Origin of the sequence: Pararoseomonas sp. SCSIO 73927 (assembly GCF_037040815.1) — a bacterium.
GTDB lineage: Bacteria > Pseudomonadota > Alphaproteobacteria > Acetobacterales > Acetobacteraceae > Roseomonas.
In genome coordinates, this window is sequence record NZ_CP146232.1 from 744,334 (window position 1) to 762,548 (window position 18,215).

General features: G+C 74.2%; 16 protein-coding genes. 9 read left to right on the forward strand and 7 right to left on the reverse strand.

Annotated features, from left to right (window positions below; all coding sequences use genetic code 11):
- Positions 1-7: 7 nt before the first annotated feature.
- Positions 8-1,654: a histidine kinase famiy protein gene (locus tag VQH23_RS03540; RefSeq protein WP_338664239.1), complete on the forward strand. Its 1,647-nt coding sequence runs from the start codon at positions 8-10 to the stop codon at positions 1,652-1,654.
- Positions 1,655-1,942: 288 nt separating this feature from the next.
- Here VQH23_RS03540 and VQH23_RS03545 read toward each other — a convergent pair whose 3' ends face one another.
- Positions 1,943-2,947 (reverse strand): tripartite tricarboxylate transporter substrate binding protein, encoded by a 1,005-nt coding sequence (locus tag VQH23_RS03545; protein ID WP_338664240.1) that lies wholly within the window; start codon positions 2,945-2,947, stop codon positions 1,943-1,945.
- A gap of 132 nt (positions 2,948-3,079) precedes the next feature.
- Here VQH23_RS03545 and VQH23_RS03550 point away from each other — a divergent pair, with 132 nt between their 5' ends.
- Complete coding sequence (locus VQH23_RS03550) at positions 3,080-3,247, forward strand: hypothetical protein (RefSeq protein WP_338664241.1); 168 nt, start codon at positions 3,080-3,082, stop codon at positions 3,245-3,247.
- On the opposite strand, the gene addA is transcribed toward VQH23_RS03550, so the two are convergent.
- The 5 genes from addA to tsaE are packed head-to-tail and all read right to left on the reverse strand — an operon-like array spanning position 3,244 to position 11,988.
- Positions 3,244-6,714: a double-strand break repair helicase AddA gene (gene addA, locus VQH23_RS03555; RefSeq protein WP_338664242.1), complete on the reverse strand. Its 3,471-nt coding sequence runs from the start codon at positions 6,712-6,714 to the stop codon at positions 3,244-3,246. The two genes, VQH23_RS03550 and addA, sit on opposite strands and share 4 nt — an antisense overlap.
- Positions 6,711-9,707, reverse strand: a complete 2,997-nt coding sequence (gene addB / locus VQH23_RS03560; protein ID WP_338664243.1) for a double-strand break repair protein AddB — start codon at positions 9,705-9,707, stop codon at positions 6,711-6,713. The genes addA and addB overlap by 4 nt, the downstream gene beginning before the upstream one ends.
- Positions 9,708-9,762: 55 nt before the next feature.
- The gene (locus tag VQH23_RS03565; protein ID WP_338664244.1) at positions 9,763-10,503 is read right to left on the reverse strand and encodes a nucleotidyltransferase family protein; all 741 of its coding nucleotides are present in this window, start codon (positions 10,501-10,503) and stop codon (positions 9,763-9,765) included.
- Entirely contained in the window at positions 10,500-11,516 is a 1,017-nt protein-coding gene (locus tag VQH23_RS03570; RefSeq protein ID WP_338664245.1) for a phosphotransferase, read from the reverse strand. The genes VQH23_RS03565 and VQH23_RS03570 overlap by 4 nt, the downstream gene beginning before the upstream one ends.
- The gene (gene tsaE, locus VQH23_RS03575) at positions 11,506-11,988 is read right to left on the reverse strand and encodes a tRNA (adenosine(37)-N6)-threonylcarbamoyltransferase complex ATPase subunit type 1 TsaE (RefSeq protein WP_338664246.1); all 483 of its coding nucleotides are present in this window, start codon (positions 11,986-11,988) and stop codon (positions 11,506-11,508) included. The genes VQH23_RS03570 and tsaE overlap by 11 nt, the downstream gene beginning before the upstream one ends.
- A 164-nt stretch (positions 11,989-12,152) precedes the next feature.
- Here tsaE and VQH23_RS03580 point away from each other — a divergent pair, with 164 nt between their 5' ends.
- The 7 genes from VQH23_RS03580 (at position 12,153) to VQH23_RS03610 (ending at position 17,429) form a co-directional block, all read left to right on the forward strand.
- The gene (locus VQH23_RS03580) at positions 12,153-12,332 is read left to right on the forward strand and encodes a hypothetical protein (protein ID WP_338664247.1); all 180 of its coding nucleotides are present in this window, start codon (positions 12,153-12,155) and stop codon (positions 12,330-12,332) included.
- A gap of 42 nt (positions 12,333-12,374) precedes the next feature.
- Complete coding sequence (locus tag VQH23_RS03585; protein WP_338664248.1) at positions 12,375-12,956, forward strand: hypothetical protein; 582 nt, start codon at positions 12,375-12,377, stop codon at positions 12,954-12,956.
- Positions 12,957-13,044: 88 nt separating this feature from the next.
- Positions 13,045-14,064: an NAD(P)/FAD-dependent oxidoreductase gene (locus VQH23_RS03590; RefSeq protein ID WP_338664249.1), complete on the forward strand. Its 1,020-nt coding sequence runs from the start codon at positions 13,045-13,047 to the stop codon at positions 14,062-14,064.
- Positions 14,057-14,749 (forward strand): glutathione S-transferase family protein, encoded by a 693-nt coding sequence (locus VQH23_RS03595; protein ID WP_338664250.1) that lies wholly within the window; start codon positions 14,057-14,059, stop codon positions 14,747-14,749. Before VQH23_RS03590 ends, VQH23_RS03595 begins: the two co-directional genes overlap by 8 nt.
- 13 nt (positions 14,750-14,762) lie before the next feature.
- A complete protein-coding gene (locus VQH23_RS03600) occupies positions 14,763-15,593 on the forward strand; it encodes a VOC family protein (protein ID WP_338664251.1) in 831 nt (276 codons plus the stop codon).
- 22 nt (positions 15,594-15,615) lie between these two features.
- Positions 15,616-16,365 (forward strand): FkbM family methyltransferase, encoded by a 750-nt coding sequence (locus VQH23_RS03605; protein ID WP_338664252.1) that lies wholly within the window; start codon positions 15,616-15,618, stop codon positions 16,363-16,365.
- Positions 16,365-17,429 (forward strand): MraY family glycosyltransferase, encoded by a 1,065-nt coding sequence (locus VQH23_RS03610; protein WP_338664253.1) that lies wholly within the window; start codon positions 16,365-16,367, stop codon positions 17,427-17,429. Before VQH23_RS03605 ends, VQH23_RS03610 begins: the two co-directional genes overlap by 1 nt.
- On the opposite strand, the gene VQH23_RS03615 is transcribed toward VQH23_RS03610, so the two are convergent.
- The gene (locus VQH23_RS03615; RefSeq protein ID WP_338664254.1) at positions 17,410-18,087 is read right to left on the reverse strand and encodes a YjbF family lipoprotein; all 678 of its coding nucleotides are present in this window, start codon (positions 18,085-18,087) and stop codon (positions 17,410-17,412) included. The two genes, VQH23_RS03610 and VQH23_RS03615, sit on opposite strands and share 20 nt — an antisense overlap.
- Between the last annotated feature and the right edge of the window lie 128 nt (positions 18,088-18,215).

Here is an 18,215-nt window from a genome sequence, read left to right on the forward strand (position 1 = left end):
AATCCGTATGAACGAGACCGTCGATCCGGAGCCCGCGCCCCACAAGGGCGGCTGGACCCCGCCGCAGGGCAAGCCCACCGTTGAGGGCGGCGGAGAGGTCTCCGGCAAGCACTCCGACATCTTCTTCGCGGCCGTCGAGATGACGCGCATGCCGATGATCGTCACGGACCCCAACCAGCCCGACAACCCGATCGTCTTCGCCAACCAGGCCTTCCTGAAGATGACGGGCTACGAGCCCAAGGAGATCGTCGGCCGCAACTGCCGCTTCCTCCAGGGCCCGGAGACGGACCGCGAGACGGTTGCGGAGGTGCGGCGCGCGGTCGAGGCCCGGCGGGAGATCGCGACCGAGATCCTGAACTACCGCAAGAACGGTTCCACCTTCTGGAACGCCCTCTTCATCTCCCCCGTGCTGAACCCGGAGGGGGAGCTGATCTACTTCTTCGCCTCCCAGCTCGACGTCAGCCGGCGGCGGGACGCCGAGGACGCGCTGCGCCAGGCGCAGAAGATGGAGGCGCTGGGCCAGCTCACGGGCGGCATCGCGCACGACTTCAACAACCTCCTCCAGGTCATGCGCGGCTACATGGACCTGCTGGACAGCGCCCTGGGCAAGCCGGAGCCGGACCGGGCGCGGATGCAGCGCAGCCTCGGCGCCGCCCGCTCCGCGGCCGACCGCGCGGCGACCCTCACCTCCCAGCTCCTCGCCTTCTCCCGCAAGCAGCGGCTGGAAGGGCGGACGATGAGCCTCAACGCCCTGGCCGACGGCCTGCGCGAGATGGCGGCCCGCAGCCTCGGCGAGGGCATCGCGCTGCGCTTCGATCTGGACCCCACCATCGGCACCTGCCGCCTGGACCCGACCCAGGCCGAGGTCGCGCTGCTCAACGTGCTGATCAACGCCCGCGACGCCCTGGCCGGCCGGCCGGACGGGGTCGTGACCGTCTCCACCCGCACCATCGTGGTGGACCACGACGATCCGGGAATAGCCAACCGCCTGTCGCCCGGCCGCTACGCGACGATCAGCGTGGCGGACAACGGCAGCGGCATGCCACCCGAAATCCTGGCCCGCGTGATGGAGCCCTTCTTCACCACGAAGGAGGAAGGGCGCGGCACGGGCCTCGGCCTCTCCATGGTCTACGGCTTCGCCCGGCAGTCCGGCGGCGCCGTGCGGATCGAGAGCACCCCCGGCCAGGGCACCACCGTCCACCTCTCCTTCCCCGAGGCGGAGGCGGACGGCGCGGACCGGCCCGCCTCGCCCCGCGCCTCCGAGCGCCCGGGCACGGAGACGATCCTGGTGGTGGACGACCGGCCGGAAGTGGCGGAACTGGCCCGCGCCATCCTGGAGGAGTTCGGCTACACCGTGCACCTCGCCCATGACGGGCACGCGGCGATGCGGATGATCGCCGGCGACATGCCGCTGGACATGCTCTTCACCGACCTCATCATGCCCGGCGGCATGAACGGCGTGATGCTGGCCCGCGAGGCCCGCCGCCAGCGCCCCCGCCTGAAGATCCTGCTGACCACCGGCTACGCCGACGACAGCATGAACCGCGACGACGGAGGCGGCACGGAATTCGACCTGATCCACAAGCCTTACGGCCGCGCGGAACTGGCGCGGCGCGTGCGGATCGTCCTGGACGGGCCGACAGGGGTGGGCTGACCGCTTCCTGCGCTGTTCGGCCCCAGGGAGCTCCGCGCCCTGGACCCCCCGCCAAGGGCCTGAGGCCCTTGGATCCCCCTCTGGCTGCCGCCCGCGCCGTCCTGAGGCGGCGTCTCTGCGTGGAGGGGTCTATCCTGCTCTTGCAGTCGCCTCGGGTCACGGACCCGAGGCGCACCGTCAGCTGAGCAAGACCAAAGCCTAGACGAAGATGATGGTGAGGGGTCCGGGGAGAGGAGGAATTCCTTCTTCCTCTCCCTGGCCACGGACCGGGCGCGGCAGAACCCGCGCCTACTGCACCTTGATCTCCCGCTCCCGGATCACCCGCCCCCACTTCGCGTTCTCCGCCGCGTTATAGGCCGCCCACTCCTCCGGCCGCTGGGTTTCGGGCGTCACGGCCAGGGCGGCCAGGCGCTCCATCGTCTCGGGCGCGGTCATGGCGGCGCGGGCCAGTTCGTTGATGCGCTGGACGATCGGCGCGGGGATGCCTGCGGGGCCGAGGAGGGCGATGTGCTCCGCCGCCTCGTAGTCCGGGTAGCCCTGCTCCCGGAAGGTGGGGATGTCCGGCGCCATGGTGCTCCGCTCGCGGGAGGAGATGGCGAGCGGGCGGAGGTCGCCGGAGCCGATGAGGGGAAGCAGGCCGGAGGCGGCCTGGATCACCATGGAGACCTCGCCCTGCATCGTGCCCTGCACGGCCGGGGCGCCGGCGCGGTAGCCCACATCGGCCATGGTGATGCCGGCGTCCCGCAGGAACAGCTCGGTCGCGAGGTGGGTGGAGCTGCCGGTGCCGGAATTGGCGTAGGTCATGCGGCTGTCGGGCCGCTTCGCCGCGGCCACGAACTCCGCCAGGCTGCGGTAGGGCGAGGTCTTCGGCACCACCAGGATCATCGGCTGCGCGGCGATCAGCCCGATGCCGGTGAAGGCGCGGTCGTTGTCGTAGGGCAGGGCGTAGAGGTGGGGTGCCATGGCGTAGGTGCTGACGGTGCCGACGAGCAGCGTGGCACCATCCGGCCGGGCGCGCGCGACGGAGGCGAAGCCGATGGTGCCGTTGGCCCCCGCGCGGTTGTCGATGACGAAGGATCGGCCCGTGTCCTGGGAGAGGCGCGCAGCGAGGATGCGCGCCACCGCGTCGGTGGAGCCGCCCGCCGCCCAGGGAACGACGAGGGTGACGGGACGATCGGGATAGGTGGCCGCACCCCCTGCCACGCCCTGGGCGAGGGCGGCACGGTTCAGCAAGGGCAGGCCGAGCGCGGCCATGCCAAGGATGGAGGGGCCGAGCAGGCGGCGGGTGGGCATGGTCGTCGTTCCCTCGTCGGCCCGCTTCCCGCGGGTCGTTCCGGCCTTTGCATGTCACGCGACGGGCGTTGCGGACAAGACGGGAGCGCTCCTGCCCCGCTATCCTCTGCGCCAGGAGCAGGAGAGTCCGCCATGCCAGAGGAAAAGCCACCCGCGAAGCCGACCGGGGACCCGAAGCCGCCCGCGTCGCCGGAACCGGCCGGCGAGGCGCAGCGCGCGCATGACGAGGCGGAGCTGGACGAGGCGCTGGACGAGAGCTTCCCCGCCAGCGACCCGATCTCCACGCTGCGCGAGAACTAGGCGCCCATCCCGGCGCCCATCCCGGCGCCCATCCCGGCGCTGGGCGCGTGCGGGTCCATCGCCGCGTCCGGCAACGCCATGACGTGACCGGACCAGGTCCAGACGAGCGCGCACTCCACCCGCCGCCCCGGCCAGGCGGCGCGCAGCACGGCGCGGTAGGCCGCCATCTGCCGCAGGTAGAGCGCCGGCACGGCCGAGACCTCGGCGGGCGGCGGGCGGTTGGTCTTGTAGTCCAGCACCAGCACCCGGTCCGGCGCTACCAGCAGCCGGTCCACCTGCCCGGCGATCGGGATGCCGTCCACCACTCCGGCCAGCGGCGCCTCGGCGAGGCTGTTCGGCCCGAAGGCACCCTCCAGCGCGGGGTGGCGCAGCACGGCCAGCGTCTCGGTCAGCGTGGCCTCCTGCTCCTCCGTGTGCAGCCCGTGGCCGGGGCGGGCCAGGTGACGGCGGGCGATCCCCTCCCACGATGCGGGGTCGTGCTCCGGCAGGTGCTGCAGCAGCCCGTGGATCAGCAGGCCGCGCCGGAAGCGGCGGCCGGTGGGATCGCCCGCGCCGTGCGGGGCGGCGGCGGGGGGCTCGTTCTCGCCCTCCAGCGATGAGGGCGCGACCGGGTCGCGGCTCGCCTCTACCGGGGCGGGCACGGTGGCCCAGTGCGGCAGGATGCCGGCCTCCGCGCGCAGCACGGCGGGATCGGCCTTCGGCTCGGCGCTCTGCGGGGCGGTGATCTCCCACCCCTCCTCGCCGAAGCCGCAATCCGCGGGCAGGCCGAGCGCGGTGGGGTCGAAGGGCACGCGGGCGAAGCCGTCCCGCCCGCCCTCCAGCCCGCGGAAGAAGCCCTCCTTCACCAGCTGGTGCCAGGGCGGATGGGCGGGCGCCCGGCGCGGCGCCAGGCCGCAGACCAGCAGCCGATCCTCCGCGCGCGTCAGGGCCACGTAGAGAAGCCGGTTCTCCTCCTCCGCCTCCGCGGATTCGCGCGCGGTCCGGGCGCGGGTCCAGGGCGCCGCCTGGAACTCCTTGCGCGGTGCCCAGAGAGGAACCTCCGGCATGTTGACGCCGATATCCCGCCTGCCGCTCCACAGCAGCGTGTCCCGCGCGCCGCCCCGGCCGATATCGGGGATGATCACCACCGGCGCCTGCAGCCCCTTGGACCCGTGCGCGGTCATGATCCGCACGGCGTCCGCCGCGTTCTCCATCTCCCGCTTCACCTCGGCGCCGCCGCGCCGCAGCCACTGCACGAAGCCCTGGAGGGAGGGCGCGTACCTGTTCTCGTGCCGCAGCGCGGCCGAGAGCAGCTCGTCCAGCGCCTCCGCCGCCTCCGCGCCCAGCCGCGCCAGCAGCTTCGCGCGCCCGCCATGCTCGCCCAGCACCTCGGACAGCAGCGCGTGCGGGGTGATGAGGTCCGCCCGATCCGCCAGCCCCGCGATCCACTCCGCCGCGCGGCCGATGGCGGAATTCTCACCCCGCCGCTTGATGAAGACGTGCCAGAGCGGCCCCTCCCGCCCATGGGCGAGGTCCAGCAGCTCCTCCTCCGAGACGCCCACCAGCGGAGACTTCAGCAGCGCGGCGAGCGAAAGGTCATCCTCCGGCAGCAGCAGCACGTCGAGGAGCGCGAGCATGTCGCGCACGGCGATCTGCTCTACCAGCACGATGCGGTCCACGCCGCCCACAGGGATGCCGCGCCCTTTCAGCTCCCGCACCAGCAGCTCGATCAGCCGCGTGCGGCGACGCACCAGCACCATGATGTCGCCGGGGCGGATGGGCCGCCCCTCGCGCGCCGGCAGGGTCTCGTCCCTGATCATGCCGGCGATCCGCGCCGCCAGCGCCTCCGCCAGCAGCGCCTCCGCGTCCTGCGCGGCCACGGGGTCGCGCGGCACGATCCAGGGCTCGGGCGTGGCCGCGTCCGCGTGCTCCAGCAGCGGCCAGATCTCCACCTTCCCCGCCTGCCCCGCGCGGTCAGCAGAATGCTCCAGCACCGCGTGCTCCCGCACCACGCCGCGCCGCGCCGCGCCATCCGCAAACACCTGGTCCACCAGCGCCAGCACGGGCGCGCAGGACCGGAAGGAGACGTTCAGCGGCACGCGCTCGAACACCGCGCCGCCGCGGGTCACCTGCGCGTCGAAGCGCGTCTCCCACTCCGCGAAGCCGCGCGCGTCGGCGCCCTGGAAGCCGAAGATGCTCTGCTTCTCGTCGCCCACCACGAACAGCGTGCGGTCGCCCGGCTCGTGCGTGCCCTTGCCCGCGAAGAACTCCTCCGCCAGCGCCTGGGCGATGCCCCACTGCGCGGGGTTGGTGTCCTGCGCCTCGTCCAGCAGCAGGTGGTCCAGCCCGCCATCGAGCTTGTAGAGAACCCAGGCCGATCCGGGATCGCGCAGCAGCGCCTGGGCGCGGTGGATCAGGTCGTCGAAGTCCAACGCGCCGCGGCGGGTCTTGCGCGCCGTGTAGTCCTCCAGCACCGGCCGGGCGGCGGAGAGCAGGGCGCCGGTGGCGGAGAGCAGGCGGTGCGCGGACCAGCGCGCCAGGATCTCCTCCACCCGCTCCATCTCCGCGAGAAGGGCGTCCTCCTTCGCCAGCGCCGCGCGCTTCTCGCCCTTCTGCGTAAACAGCGCCATGTGCCAGGACGCCCAGCGCGCCCCGCGCGCCTCCTCCGGCTCGGAGAGGATGGAGAGCAGCGTCGCCGCCGCCTCGCGCGGCCCCTTGTTCTTGTGCTGCGCCAGCGTCGCCAGCGCCTCGCGGAAGGAGTCCGGCGGGAGGGTAATCCGCGCGCAGAGCGAGGTCTCGTCCTCGTCCGCCGGGATCTCCAGGAGGTCGCGCAGCGCGCCATCGCAGCCATCCACCCGCGCCATCAGCGGCGCCAGCCGGTCGCGCTTGCCCACCAGCTCCCGCAGCGCCTTCGCCAGGCTGTCGGCGGACACCAGCTTCGCCAACCCCGCCAGCGCCTCCTCCGGAATGGCGCGCCCGGCCAGCGCCGCCTCCCGCGCCTCGGCCAGAAGCGTGGCGCTGTCCGCCTCCTCCAGCAGGGTGAAGGCGGGCGGCAGCCGCGCCTCCAACGGGAAGCTGCGCAGCAGGGACTGGCAGAAGGCGTGGATGGTGGCGATCCGCATCCCGCCGGGCTGCTCCAGCACGCGGCAGAACAGCTTGCGGGCGGTCGCCACCTCCTCGGCCGTCGGCGGCTGCCCGGCCAGCTCGTCCAGCGCCGCGCGCAGCTTCGCCTCCGGCATCACCGACCACTCGCCGAGCCGTCGCGCGAGGCGCGTCGCCATCTCCGCCGCCGCTGCCTTGGTGAAGGTGAGGCAGAGGATGCGGCCGGGCTGCGCATCCCCGCGCAGCAGCAGGCGCAGCACGCGGTCCGTCAGTACCTTCGTCTTGCCCGACCCCGCGGAGGCGCCCACCCAGGCGGAGAGCCGCGGATCGGAGGCGACGCGCTGGCTGTACTGCGCGCGCGAGCGGGCGGAGAAGGCTTCGTTCACAGATCCCCCTCCCCCGCGCCGCCCCACTCGGCGATGCGCGAGAGGTGGTCGTACTCATCCCCCTTCGGCGTGCGCCCGGGATGCGGGCGGGCCAGGAAGGGGCGCTCGCCGAGCAGGAAATCCTGCACCAGCCCGTTCAGCGCCTCGAAGGCCTCCTCGCTCACCTCCTCGAGCGTGGTGTCCTTCGGCCGGAACTCCGCGCGCGTGCCCGCCTCCCACCCGCCGGAGACGTGCCAGTGCTCCAGCCCGGACACGGCGGCGGCAGGAATGTTCGCGAAGCCGCCGCGCGCGGCGATGGCGGCCTCCAGCGGCATCTGCGGCGCGCGCCCATCCGCCATCTCGGCGTTCGATGGCGGGCCTCCCGTCTTGAGGTCGATGAGGACGAGGCGGCCGTCCTTCAGCACGTCCACCCGGTCCGCGCGCCCCTCCAGCCGCACGCCGCAGGGCAGGTCGATGCCGCCCGTGATCTCGGCGTGGCGCTTCGCCACGCCGTCCCGCCCGCGCTCCACCTCCAGCACGAACTCCGCGATGCGCGAGAGGCGCGGCCGCCAATAGGCCATCAGGCCGGGGCGCGGCGCGAACTCCGCCAGCGCCTCCTCCGTCGCTGCCTCGAAATGCTCCACCGCATCCGCGCAGTGCGGATCGCCGTCGCACAGCGTCAGCCAGCGCGAGACCATGTGGTGGACGATGTTGCCGTACTCCGCCACGTCCGCTTCCGCATCCAGGTCGTCCAGCGGCCGCAGCCGCAGCACGCGCTTGGCGTACCAGGCGTAGGGATCGGACTTCAGCAGCCACACATCCGTCACGCCGATCTTGCGCGGGCGCATCGCGGCGGGCGGCGCGGGGGCCGGGCGCGCGCAGGGCTCCGGGCGCTCCGGCACGTCCAGCAGCCCCGCCCATCCGGTGGCGGGGGAGTTCTCCAGCCCGCCCAGCTCCTGCCCGCGCAGGAAGGTGTCGATTCGCGTCAGCCAACGCGCGGCCACCGTGGGCGATCCGCCGCGCTTGCGCGCGCGGGACAGCGTGGCGCGCGGCGCCGCCAGCGCCGAGAGCAGGAAATCCGCGCAGACCCGCCCGATGCGCGCCTCCGGCGCCGGCAGCCCGAACTGCGTCCGCATCGGCCGGCTCATCCAGGCGCCCGGGTCCGTCGCGATCGGCCACACGCTCTCCTCCAGCGCGCCGAGCACCACGCGGTCGAAGCTCTGCAACCGCGCTTCCAGAAGCCCGAGGATCTGCACGCGCGGGTGCGACCCGCCCTTGCGCCCGCGCATGGTCCGCACGCCCGGTGCCAGCGGCCCTTCCAGCAGCGCGTCGAACAGCGGCGGCCAGGCGGCGGCCTCCAGCGGCGGCAGCGTCCGCATCGCCGGCTCCAGCCCGGCGAGGTGGACGGCCAGCGGCTCCCCCTCCTCGCCGCGATACAGGCGCAGGCCACCCGGCAACTCGTCCGTGGAGGCCAGCGCCTCGGCCGCCGCCAGATGATCGGCCAGCAGGTCCGCCGGCGGCCGCACGTTGCGGTCCAGCGCGCGGAAATCTCCCAGCGCCCGGTCCAGCGCGTCCAGCATCGCCAGCACGCGCCCGCGCGGCGCCTCGTGCCGGATCGCCTCCGCGGCGCGGCGCAGCCCGTCCAGCCCGGCGGCGGGGCGCGGGCCGCGTAGCGCGTAGCGCTCCAGCTCCCGCACCGCCCGCATCCACTCGCTGCGCGCCATCCCGCCGGCCGCCATCGGATGCTTCAGGCAGGATAGCGCGGCAACGGGCGCGAAGCCCTCCTCCACCATCCGCGCGATCAGCCGCAGGAAGGCGCCGGCCGGCGTCATCCCCAGCGGCTGGCCGGCGGAATCATCGGCCTGGATGCCGTGGCGCAGCAGCTCCACGGAAACGCGGCGGGCCAGGTCCCGGTCCGGCGTCACCAGCGCGGCGCGGGCGCCGGGGGTCTCAAGCGCCTCCCGCAGCAGCAGGGCAATGGCGGCGGCCTCCCCCGCCTCGTCCGGGGCGATGATCTGGTCCAGCCCCGTCAGCGCGGGCCGCCAGCGCTCCGGCTCCCGGTCCTGCCAGCAGGCGATGGCCTGCTCCGGCCGCAGCGCGCGCGCCAGCAGCGCGGCGCGCGCCTCGTTCGGCGCGGGCGCATCGCGCGCGCAGCCCGGCCAGGGCCGCAGATCGGCGGCGGTGGCGTCCATGCCGCGCAGCAGCCGGGCGGTGCCGTTCAGGGGGTGGCTGTGCGCCTCGCGCAGCGCCTCCCACAGCTCCGCCTCCATCTCCTCCCCGGCGCCGTGCAGCACCACCGCGCCGTTCGGCATCCGCGCCACCTGCCGCAGCAGCTCCACGGCGGCGGGGATGGTGCCGCCGATGCCGATGCCGGCCGCGATAATCGGGTCCTTCGGCGGGTTGTCCCGCCACGCCGCCGCCTGGGCGCGCAGCGAGGCCACGCGCCGCACGCCGATGTCGGAGAGCCCCTGCTCTTCCAGCCACTCGTTCCAGGCGCCGATCACGCCGCCGAGAAACTTGTGCGTGATTTCCCAGTGCTGCGCGAGGTCGCCCGTGACGAGATCCGGGATGCCCGCGGGGTCGCAGCCCTCCAGCGCCATCTCGTCCAGCAGCGTCGCCAGCTCCAGCGCCAGCCGCCAGGCCTGGTCCGGGCTGCCGGGACCGCCGAAATGCGGGGGCAGGCGCATCACCATCCCCGTCAGCACCGCCAGCCGCCGCGCCGGGTCCACCGCGGGCGGCTGGTCCATCAGTGCGGGGAGGGAGAGCTCCTCCGCATCCTCCGTGGAGAGCCCGGCCAGCGCCCGCAGCCGCGGCAGCAGCAGCGCCGGCTTGCCGGAGGCGCGCAGGAAGGACTCGCGCAGGCTCCGCGCTGCGCGCCGGGTGGGCAGCAGGATCGTAACGCGCGCCAGCGCCGCGGGGTCATCCCCCTTGCCCCCTTGGGCGGCCATGGCGACCACGCCCTGCGCCAGATCGTCCAGGAAAGGACGATGCGCGGGAATCTCGTACAGATTCATGCAGCGTCCCCCTCGCCCCGCGGCCCTTGCCCCCTCGGCGCCGCGGAGAACGGGGCTAGAACAACTTCACGAGCCCTTTGTCCAGCGCTTCTTCCGCGCGCTGCAGGTCCGGCGGCGTGGAGAGGTGGAACCAGGCCCCGTCATGCACCAGCCCGTAGAGCCGCTCCGCCTCGATGGCGCGGGTCCACGGCCCCTTCATGCCGAAGCGCCCCCCGGGCTGCTCGTACCGCTCCGTGCCGTCCAGCAGCCGGGGATGGACGATTTGCACCCCGGCATAGAGGTAGGGGGCCACCTCCCGCTCCTCCGGCCAGCGGAGATGGCCCATCGGGTCCAGCAGGAAGTCGCCCAGCCCCACATCCCCGTCCACCGCCGCCGCGCGCACCATCAGCAGCAGCGCGTCCATCCGCTCCGGGTCGAAGGCCGCCGCCAGCCGCGCCAGCGCAGGGGTGGGGCCGTCCAGCCAGTAGGCGTCGCCGTTCACCACGGCGAAGGGTTCCTGCCCCAGATGCGGCAGCGCGTTGCGCACTCCGCCGCCCGTCTCCAGCAGCACCTCCTCCACCAGCACGGTGCAGCGGGGGGATTTCCGCGCCTCGCAGGCCGCCACGACCTGGGGGGCCAGGTGGTGGGCGTTCACCACGACGTCGTGCACCCCGTTCTCGTCCAGCCGGTCCAGCGCGTGGTCCAGCAAGGAGCGTCCGCGCAGCGCGAGCAAGGGCTTCGGCACGGCCTCGGTCAGCGGCCGCATCCGCGTGCCGAGCCCGGCCGCGAGGACCATGCCGTGGGTGAGGCGGATCATGCGGCGTGTTCCGTGGTGGCGGTGGTGGGATTGCCGCGCCGCGCGGGCGGCACGTGCTCGTCGAGGAAGGCGGCCAGCGGCGCCGTGGCGGGGTGGCGCAACGCCTCCCCCAGCAGCCGCCAGCAGCGCGGGCCGTGGACCAGGTATTGCGGCTTCCCGTCCCGCCGGTCCAGCCGCACCCACAGCGCGGCCACGCGCAGGTGGCGCTGCGCGGCCATGGCGGCGGTGGCGGCCCCGAATGCGGCGCGATCCAGCCCAGGGCGGGCCGCCATGTAGCGGGCGGTGGCGGCCTCCCGCACATCCTCCGCCACGTCGCGCCGGGCGTCCTGCAGCAGGCTCACTAGGTCGTAGGCCGGGTGGCCGTGCCCGGCGTCCTGGAAATCGATGATCCCCACCCCGGCCGGTCCCGCACGGTCCACCGGCAGCAGGTTGGCGGGAAAAAAGTCGCGGTGGACGAAGCCCCCCGCGCCCTCGAAGGGCGCCAGCATCGCGCGGATGGCCGCGCGGAAGCCCTCGCGCTGTGCCGCCGTCGGCTCCGCGCCCATCGCTGCGGGCCACCACCAGTCCAGGAAGGTGGCGGCGGCGGCCCGCGCCATGGCCTCCCCCTCCCAGGCCGGCAGGCCGGGCGGCGGCGGGGCGGCGTGCAGCGCGGCCAGCGCCTCCGCGGCGGCGAGATAGAGCGGCATCGGCTCCGCCCCTGCATCCAGCAACGCCGCGTGGGTCGGCTCCCCCAGGTCCTCCAGCAGCAGCAGGCCGGAGGGCGGATCGGCCGCGATCACCTCCGGCGCCGAGAGGCCAAGGCTCCGGATATGCGCCGCGATCCCCATGAAGGCCCGCAGGTCCGCCTCGGCCGAGGCCAGCCCGACGGCGGCGGCGCCCGACCCGTCCATCAGCAGCGCCGGGCGCGGCCCGCCCGCCAGGCGAAGGTAGCGGCGATGCCCGGCATCCCCCGGCAGGGGCGCGCGGCGGGCCCCGGCATAGCCGTGGGCAGCGAGGAAAGCGTCAGGCGTCATTCGCAACCGGCACTTCAGCGAGGGCGGAGAGGCGGGCAGGATCCCAGCCCGAGAGGATGGCGGTGCGGGCGTCCGCCTCTACGGCCTGCGCCAGGGCCAGCCGCAGCGCGCCGCGCGGGGCCCAGGCCCCGAGGCGCTCCGGCCACTCCACCAGCACGATCCCCTCCCGCATCTCCTCCCAGCCCAGCTCCGGCAGGGCGTCGGGCCCTTCCAGGCGGTAGAGGTCCATGTGGTGGGCCGCCATGCCGGAGAGCTCGTAGGACTGCACCAGGGTGAAGGTCGGCGAAGGCACCTCCAGCGCCGGGTCCCCCGCCGCCGCGCGCAGGAAGGCGCGGGCGAAGGCGGATTTCCCCGCCCCCAGCGGCCCCTCCAGCAGGATCGCGTCCCCCGGCCGGGCCAGGCGCGCGGCCCGGGCCGCGAGCGCGACGGTGGCCGCCTCGTCCGGCAGGGAAAGGGTGATCGGGGCGGTCATCGGCGCCCCCAATCTGCCCTCCCGCCCCCGGCCGGGGCAAGCGCCTCCCGGCCCCGACCGGGCGGGCCTCCCGGACAGGCCCGTGGAAACCGAAGGGCAGCCCGGCCGGTTAGGCCCGGGAAGGGCGGCCCGAGGGGGACGCCCGGGACAAGGATAGAGAACCGATGCGCCTTCTCCGCGCCGCCCTGATGCCGATGCTGCTCCTCGGCACCCTCGCCGCCTGCACCGGCAACGACCGCACCTTCGGCGAGCGCGCCCGCGACACCATCGACCCGCCGAGCGGCCCCGTGGAGCGCACTGGCCGCGCCGTGGACCGCGCCGTCGACCGCGTCCGCCCGAACTGACGTCCCGAACCGACGGCTGGAACTGATTGGGGGAGGGGGCTGATGCCGAGCGCGTCCGAGCTGAAACTCTTCGAGGCCCTCGCCACCGTCAGCCGCGCCTTCGGGGAGGGCGGGCTGCCGGGAGGAGAGGAGTCCCAGGTCATCGACGCGATGGAGCCGGAGAGCCGGGTCGTGCTCGGCGAGGCGGCGCTGGCCGTCGCCTACGGCGCCTTCGCCAGGGATGGCGACGATTCCGGCCCCATGCACATGCTCGTCGGCGCCATTGGCCTGATGGCGATCGGGGCCGGCGAGGATCCCGACCCGCCCGCCGAGATCATGGCCGTCCTGGCCGATGACGAGCGCGTGGAGGCCGAGATCGACCGCGCGGGCGAGGCCGTGGACACGGAATTCCCCCGCGAGGCCGCGCCCGAGGCTCTGGCCGCCGCGCTGGAGGCCCGGATCGTCGGCAGCGCCATCACCCTCGCCGGCTGCACCCTGCCGGAGGACGCGCCGAAGGGCGCGGCCAGCCAGGCCGCGGTCCGCCTGCGCGCCGCGCGCTACCTGACGCGGCTGGCGGCCGGGCTGCTGACGATGAACGCCACCGAGAGCACCTTGGGGACCACCCCGGAGCCGGCCGGGCCCTGACCGGGAGGAGGCTTCCCCAAGCTTCCCCCCCTTCCCCGCCCGCTGTATCACCGCACCCCTCATCGCCATCGGGGGACGTGCCGACGCCATGACCGCGCATATCGAGACCGACGTCGCCATCATCGGCGCCGGCCCCGCCGGGCTCTTCGCCGTGTTCGAGTGCGGCATGCTCCGGATGAAATGCGTGGTGATCGACGCGCTGGAAGCCATCGGCGGCCAGTGCTCGGCCCTCTACCCGGAGAAGCCGATCTTCGACATCCCCGCCCATCCCCGCATCGCCGGCGGCGACCTGATCCGCGAGCTGGAGACCCAGGCCCAGCCCTTCGCCCCCATCTACCTCATGGGCCGGCGCGTGGAGCGGCTGCTGGAGGAGGATGGCAGCTTCGTTCTCGGCACCAGCGAGGGCGACAGCGTGCGCGCCAAGGCGGTGATCCTCGCCGCCGGCGCCGGCGCCTTCGGCCCCAACCGCCCGCCGCTGGAGGACCTGCCGCAGTACGAGGCGTCGGGGGCCGTCCGCTACATGGTGGCCCGGCGGGAGGACTTCCGGGGCAAGAAGGTGGTGATCGCCGGCGGCGGCGATTCCGCCGTGGACTGGGCCCTGTCCCTCAAGGAGATCGCGGCGAAGGTCACGGTGGTGCACCGCCGCCCGAAGTTCCGCGCCGCCCCCGAGACCGCCGCCCAGATGGAGGCCGCCGCCGCCCGCGGCGAGCTGGAGATGGCCATCCCCTACCAGCTGCACGCGCTGAAGGGCGACGGCAGCAAGCTCACCCACGTGACGCTCGCGACCCTGAAGGGCGAGGAGCGCGACGTGGAGGCGGACCACCTCCTCGCCTTCTTCGGCCTCTCCATGGAGCTCGGCCCCATCGCGGAGTGGGGGCTGGGGATGGACCGCAGCCACGTGTCGGTGACGCCCGCCACCTGCGAGACCTCCCGCCCCGGCATCTACGCCATCGGCGACGTGGCGACCTACCCCGGCAAGCTGAAGCTCATCCTGCAGGGCTTCTCGGAGGCCGCCATGACCGCCCACGCCATCCACCCGCGCGTGCATCCGGGTGAGGCGCTGCACTTCGAGTACTCCACCTCCAAGGGGGTCCCCGTCCATGGCTGAGACGCAAGGGGCAGGCGGCAAGCTCTTCATCGGCACGAAGCGCTACTCCTCCTGGTCGCTGCGCGGCTGGCTCGCCGTGCACCTCGCCGGGCTGGAGGTGGAGGAGGTGCTGATCCCGCTCGCCGGCGGCGGCGGCACCACCGCCATCAAGCAGGCCACCCCCGCCGGCCTCGTGCCCTACCTGGAACACGACGGCGCGCGGGTCTGGGAAAGCCTCGCGATCTGCGAGTACTGCGCGGAGATCGCCCAAGCGTCGGGCAGAGAGGGCCTGTGGCCGGGGGACCGCGTCCTGCGCGCCCTCCTCCGCAGCGCCGCCAGCGAGATGCACGCGGGCTTCCGCGGACTGCGCCAGGCCATGCCGATGAACCTCGGCGGCAGCTTCCCCGGCCGCGGCGGCACGCCGGACGCGCTGGCCGACATCGCCCGCATCGAGACGATCTGGGCGCAGTGCCTGGACGCCAGCGGCGGCCCCTTCCTGCACGGCGCGGCGATGGGCGTCGCGGACTGCATGTACGCCCCCGTGGTCGCGCGCCTCATCACCTACGCCCCCGCCGTCTCCCCGCGCGGCCGCGCCTACATGGCCGCCCTCCGCGCCCACCCGCTGGTGGCGCGCTGGTACGACGAGGCGGCGCAGGAGCCGAAGGAGTGGCAGCTCGCCCACTACGAGGCCGGGCCGGCTGCTTGAGGGGGGCCGCCTGATGGCCTCCTCCAACGGCCTGGACCATGTCGGCGTCTGCTCGCGCGACGCCGCGGCGCTCTGGGGCGCCTATGAGCGGCTGGGCTTCGCCCTCACCCCCGTCGCCCGGCAGTCGCGCGGCGACGGGCCGCTGGGCACCGCCAACCGCTGCGCCATGCTGCGCCGGGGCTACATCGAGCTGCTGGCGATCGTCGATCCCGCCCTGCCCGATAACGGCCTGGGCGCGCTGCTCGATGTGTTCGAGGGCGCGCGCATCCTGGCACTGGGCATGGCGGATTCGGAGGGCAACCTCGCCCGCCTCCGCCGCGCCGGGCTGGACATCCCCGGCATCTCCCCCCTCTCCCGCCCCGTGGAGCCCGGCGGCCCGATCGCCCGCTTCGAGCGCCTGCCCCTGCCGGATGCGCCGGAGGGCCGCGTCCAGCTCGTGCGGCACCTGACGCCGGAGGCCATCTGGCAGCCCCGCTGGATGGAGCACCCCAACGGCGCCACCGAACTCCGCGCCGCGATCGTCGTCGCCGACCGCCCGGCCGAGAGCGCCGCCCGCCTCTCCCGCCTCTCCGGCCTGCCGCTGGAGCCCGACCCCGCCGGCGGCTTCGCCCTGCCCCTGCCGGACGGCGCCCGCGTGCGCGTGCTGGACCCCGGCACCGCCGCCGCCCTCCTCCCCGGCCTCGTCCTCCCGCCCCTGCCCGCCGTGGCCGCGATGGTGCTGGGCGTGGAGAGCCCCGACCGCGCGCGACAGGCCCTCTCCGGCGTGCTGCACCTGGAAACCCCCACCGGGCTGATGGTGCCGCAGGCGGAAGCCGCGGGCTGCGCGCTGATCTTCGCGCCATGAGGCGCGCCGTGGTCGTCTCGCCATGAGGCGCGCCAGCCCCCTGCGCCAATCCGTTCAGACCTACTACGCGCCGGGGCGCGAGGCCGCGCTGGACGCCTTCCAGTCCCGCTTCCTCTCCCCCGGCGATCTCGGCTTCGACATCGGCGCCCATGTCGGCGACCGCACGGCCGGCTTCCGCCGCCTCGGCGCCCGCGCCGTGGCGGTGGAGCCCCAGCCCGCCCTGGCCCGCCTGCTGCGCCGTTGCTTCCGCGATGATCCCGGCGTCGCGATCATCCCCGCCCTCGTCGGCGCCGCGCCGGGCGAGGCGGTGCTGCGCCTGAACACGCGCAACCCCACCGTCGCCACCGCCTCCGACGCCTTCGTGGCCGCCGCCGACGGCGCGGCGGGCTGGGAAGACCAGAGGTGGGACCGCACCATCCCCCGCCCGGTGACCACGCTGGACGCCCTGGCCGCCGCCCACGGCACCCCCGACTTCATCAAGCTGGACGTGGAGGGCTTCGAGGCGGAGGCCCTGGCCGGCCTCTCCTTCGCCCCCCGCGCCCTCTCCTTCGAGTTCACCACCATCCAGCGCGACGTGGCGGCGGCGTGCCTGGCGCGTCTGGCCGCCCTCGGCCCCTACCGCTTCAACGCCGCGCTCGGCGAGAGCATGGAGCTCGCCCTCCCCGCCCCCGTCACCGCCGACGCCATGGGCGCCTGGATCGAGGCCCTGCCCCACGCCGCCAACAGCGGCGACGTCTACGCCAGCCCCGACGCCGCCCGGATCACCCCGTGATGCGCGCGGAGGCCTTCTTCCCCCATCTCGGCTTCGCCGCCCTGCTCGTCCTGCTCTCGGCCGGCATCGTGCGATTGATGATCGCCCACCCCATGCTGGACGACCCGGCCCGCCGCGCCGCCACCGCACACAAGGTCCCCACCCCGAAGGGAGGCGGCCTCGGCATCGTCGCCGCCTTCGTGGCGGGCATGGTGGTCCTCTACGGCACCGCCCGCTTCGCCCGAATCGCGGAGCCGGAATTCATCGGCACCATCCTCGCCGCCCTCGCCATCGCCGGCGTCGCGCTGCTGGACGACCTGAAGGATTTCCGCTTCGTCGTGAAGCTCGCGGCCCAGGCCGGGGCCGCGCTGGTCGCCATGGCCAGCGGCCTCGTCGTCACCCGCCTCGCCATCCCCTGGGTGGGCGTGACCGACCTCGGCCTTCTCGGCCCGGTGCTGACGCTGTTCTGGATCGTCGCCTGCACCAACGCCGTGAACTTCATGGACGGGATGGACGGCCTCGTCGCCGGCTCCCTCCTCGTCGCCTGCGCCGCCCTCTGCTTCATCGGGGCGGAACAGGGCGCCTGGTTCGTCTACGCCGCCGCGCTGTTCCTCACCGCCGGGCTGCTGGGCTACCTGCCCTACAACCTGCACCCCGCCCGCATCTTCATGGGCGACGTGGGCAGCCAGTTCCTCGGCTTCGTCCTCGCCGTGCTCGCGGTCGCCTGCGCCCGCTTCGACACGGAGCAGCTCTCCTTCCTCATCGTGCCCCTGCTGCTCTTCGCGCACCTCTTCGACACGGGCTTCACCCTCATCCGCCGCGCCCTGATGCGGGAGAGGATCAGCGCGCCCCACCGCACCCACCTCTACCAGATGGCCCAGCGCAGCGGCATGTCCGTGCGGCGGGTGGCCGCGACGCACGGCGCCTTCGTGCTGTTCCAGGCGATGCTGGCGCTGTCCTTCCCGGGCCTTCCCCCCTGGGCGAAGCCGCTCGTCGTGCTCCCCCCTCTCGCCCTGCAGCTCCTCTGGCTTGCCTACGTCGCTTGGCGCGTGCGGCGCGCCGGCCTTAGTTGGCGGGCGGGCTGAGCACCTCGATCGTCATCGGCCGGTCCTCCATCCCCACCCACTGCTCGGACCGCCACACGGCCCCCGTCTCCGCATCCGCCCAGTAGCGGTTCAGGAACCGCGCCCCGCCGCCGCAGCGCTCCTCCACATAGAGCCCCTCCGGCACCCGCGCCGCCCGCATCCGGCACTCCAGCGAGACGCCGAAGCGCATCCGCCCGGGATCGCGCTGCGCCGGCGCCAGGTCCACCACCCGCCGCGCCATCGCCGGCCGCTCGATCAGCGCCGTCACGTCGTCCAGCGGGTCCGGGCTGTCGAAGCGCGTGGCCGAGAGGTTCGTCTGCACCCCCGCCGTCGCCACCACCCGCGCCCCGTCCGTCGCCACCACCGTGCCGTCGTCCGAGCGCCACATGCGCTGCTCGCCCTGGCCCTGGATCATCGTCATCACCTTGCGCTGCCGCCCGTAGCTGACGACCAGCGTCGGCCCGCTCGTCACGGCCACCTGCTCCTCGTCCAGCGCGCCGTTCGGCGCCTCGTACCGGCGCGGCCGCAGCCCGTCCTGGATCGGCGGCAGGAACACGCTCGCCCGCAGGGTGTTCTCGGCCGCACGCCCCAGCTCCGGCATGTCCGGCAACTCGCAGGCGGCCAGGAGGAGGGGAAGGAGGATCAGGGCGCGGCGCATCCCGCGCAGGATAGGCGGGGGACGGGGCGAGCGCATCACCGAAACGTGAAATCTGTTTGGCCCCAAGGGGCTCCGCCCCTTGGATCCCCGCCAAGGGCCTGAGGCCCTTGGAACCCCGTCCGGCTGCC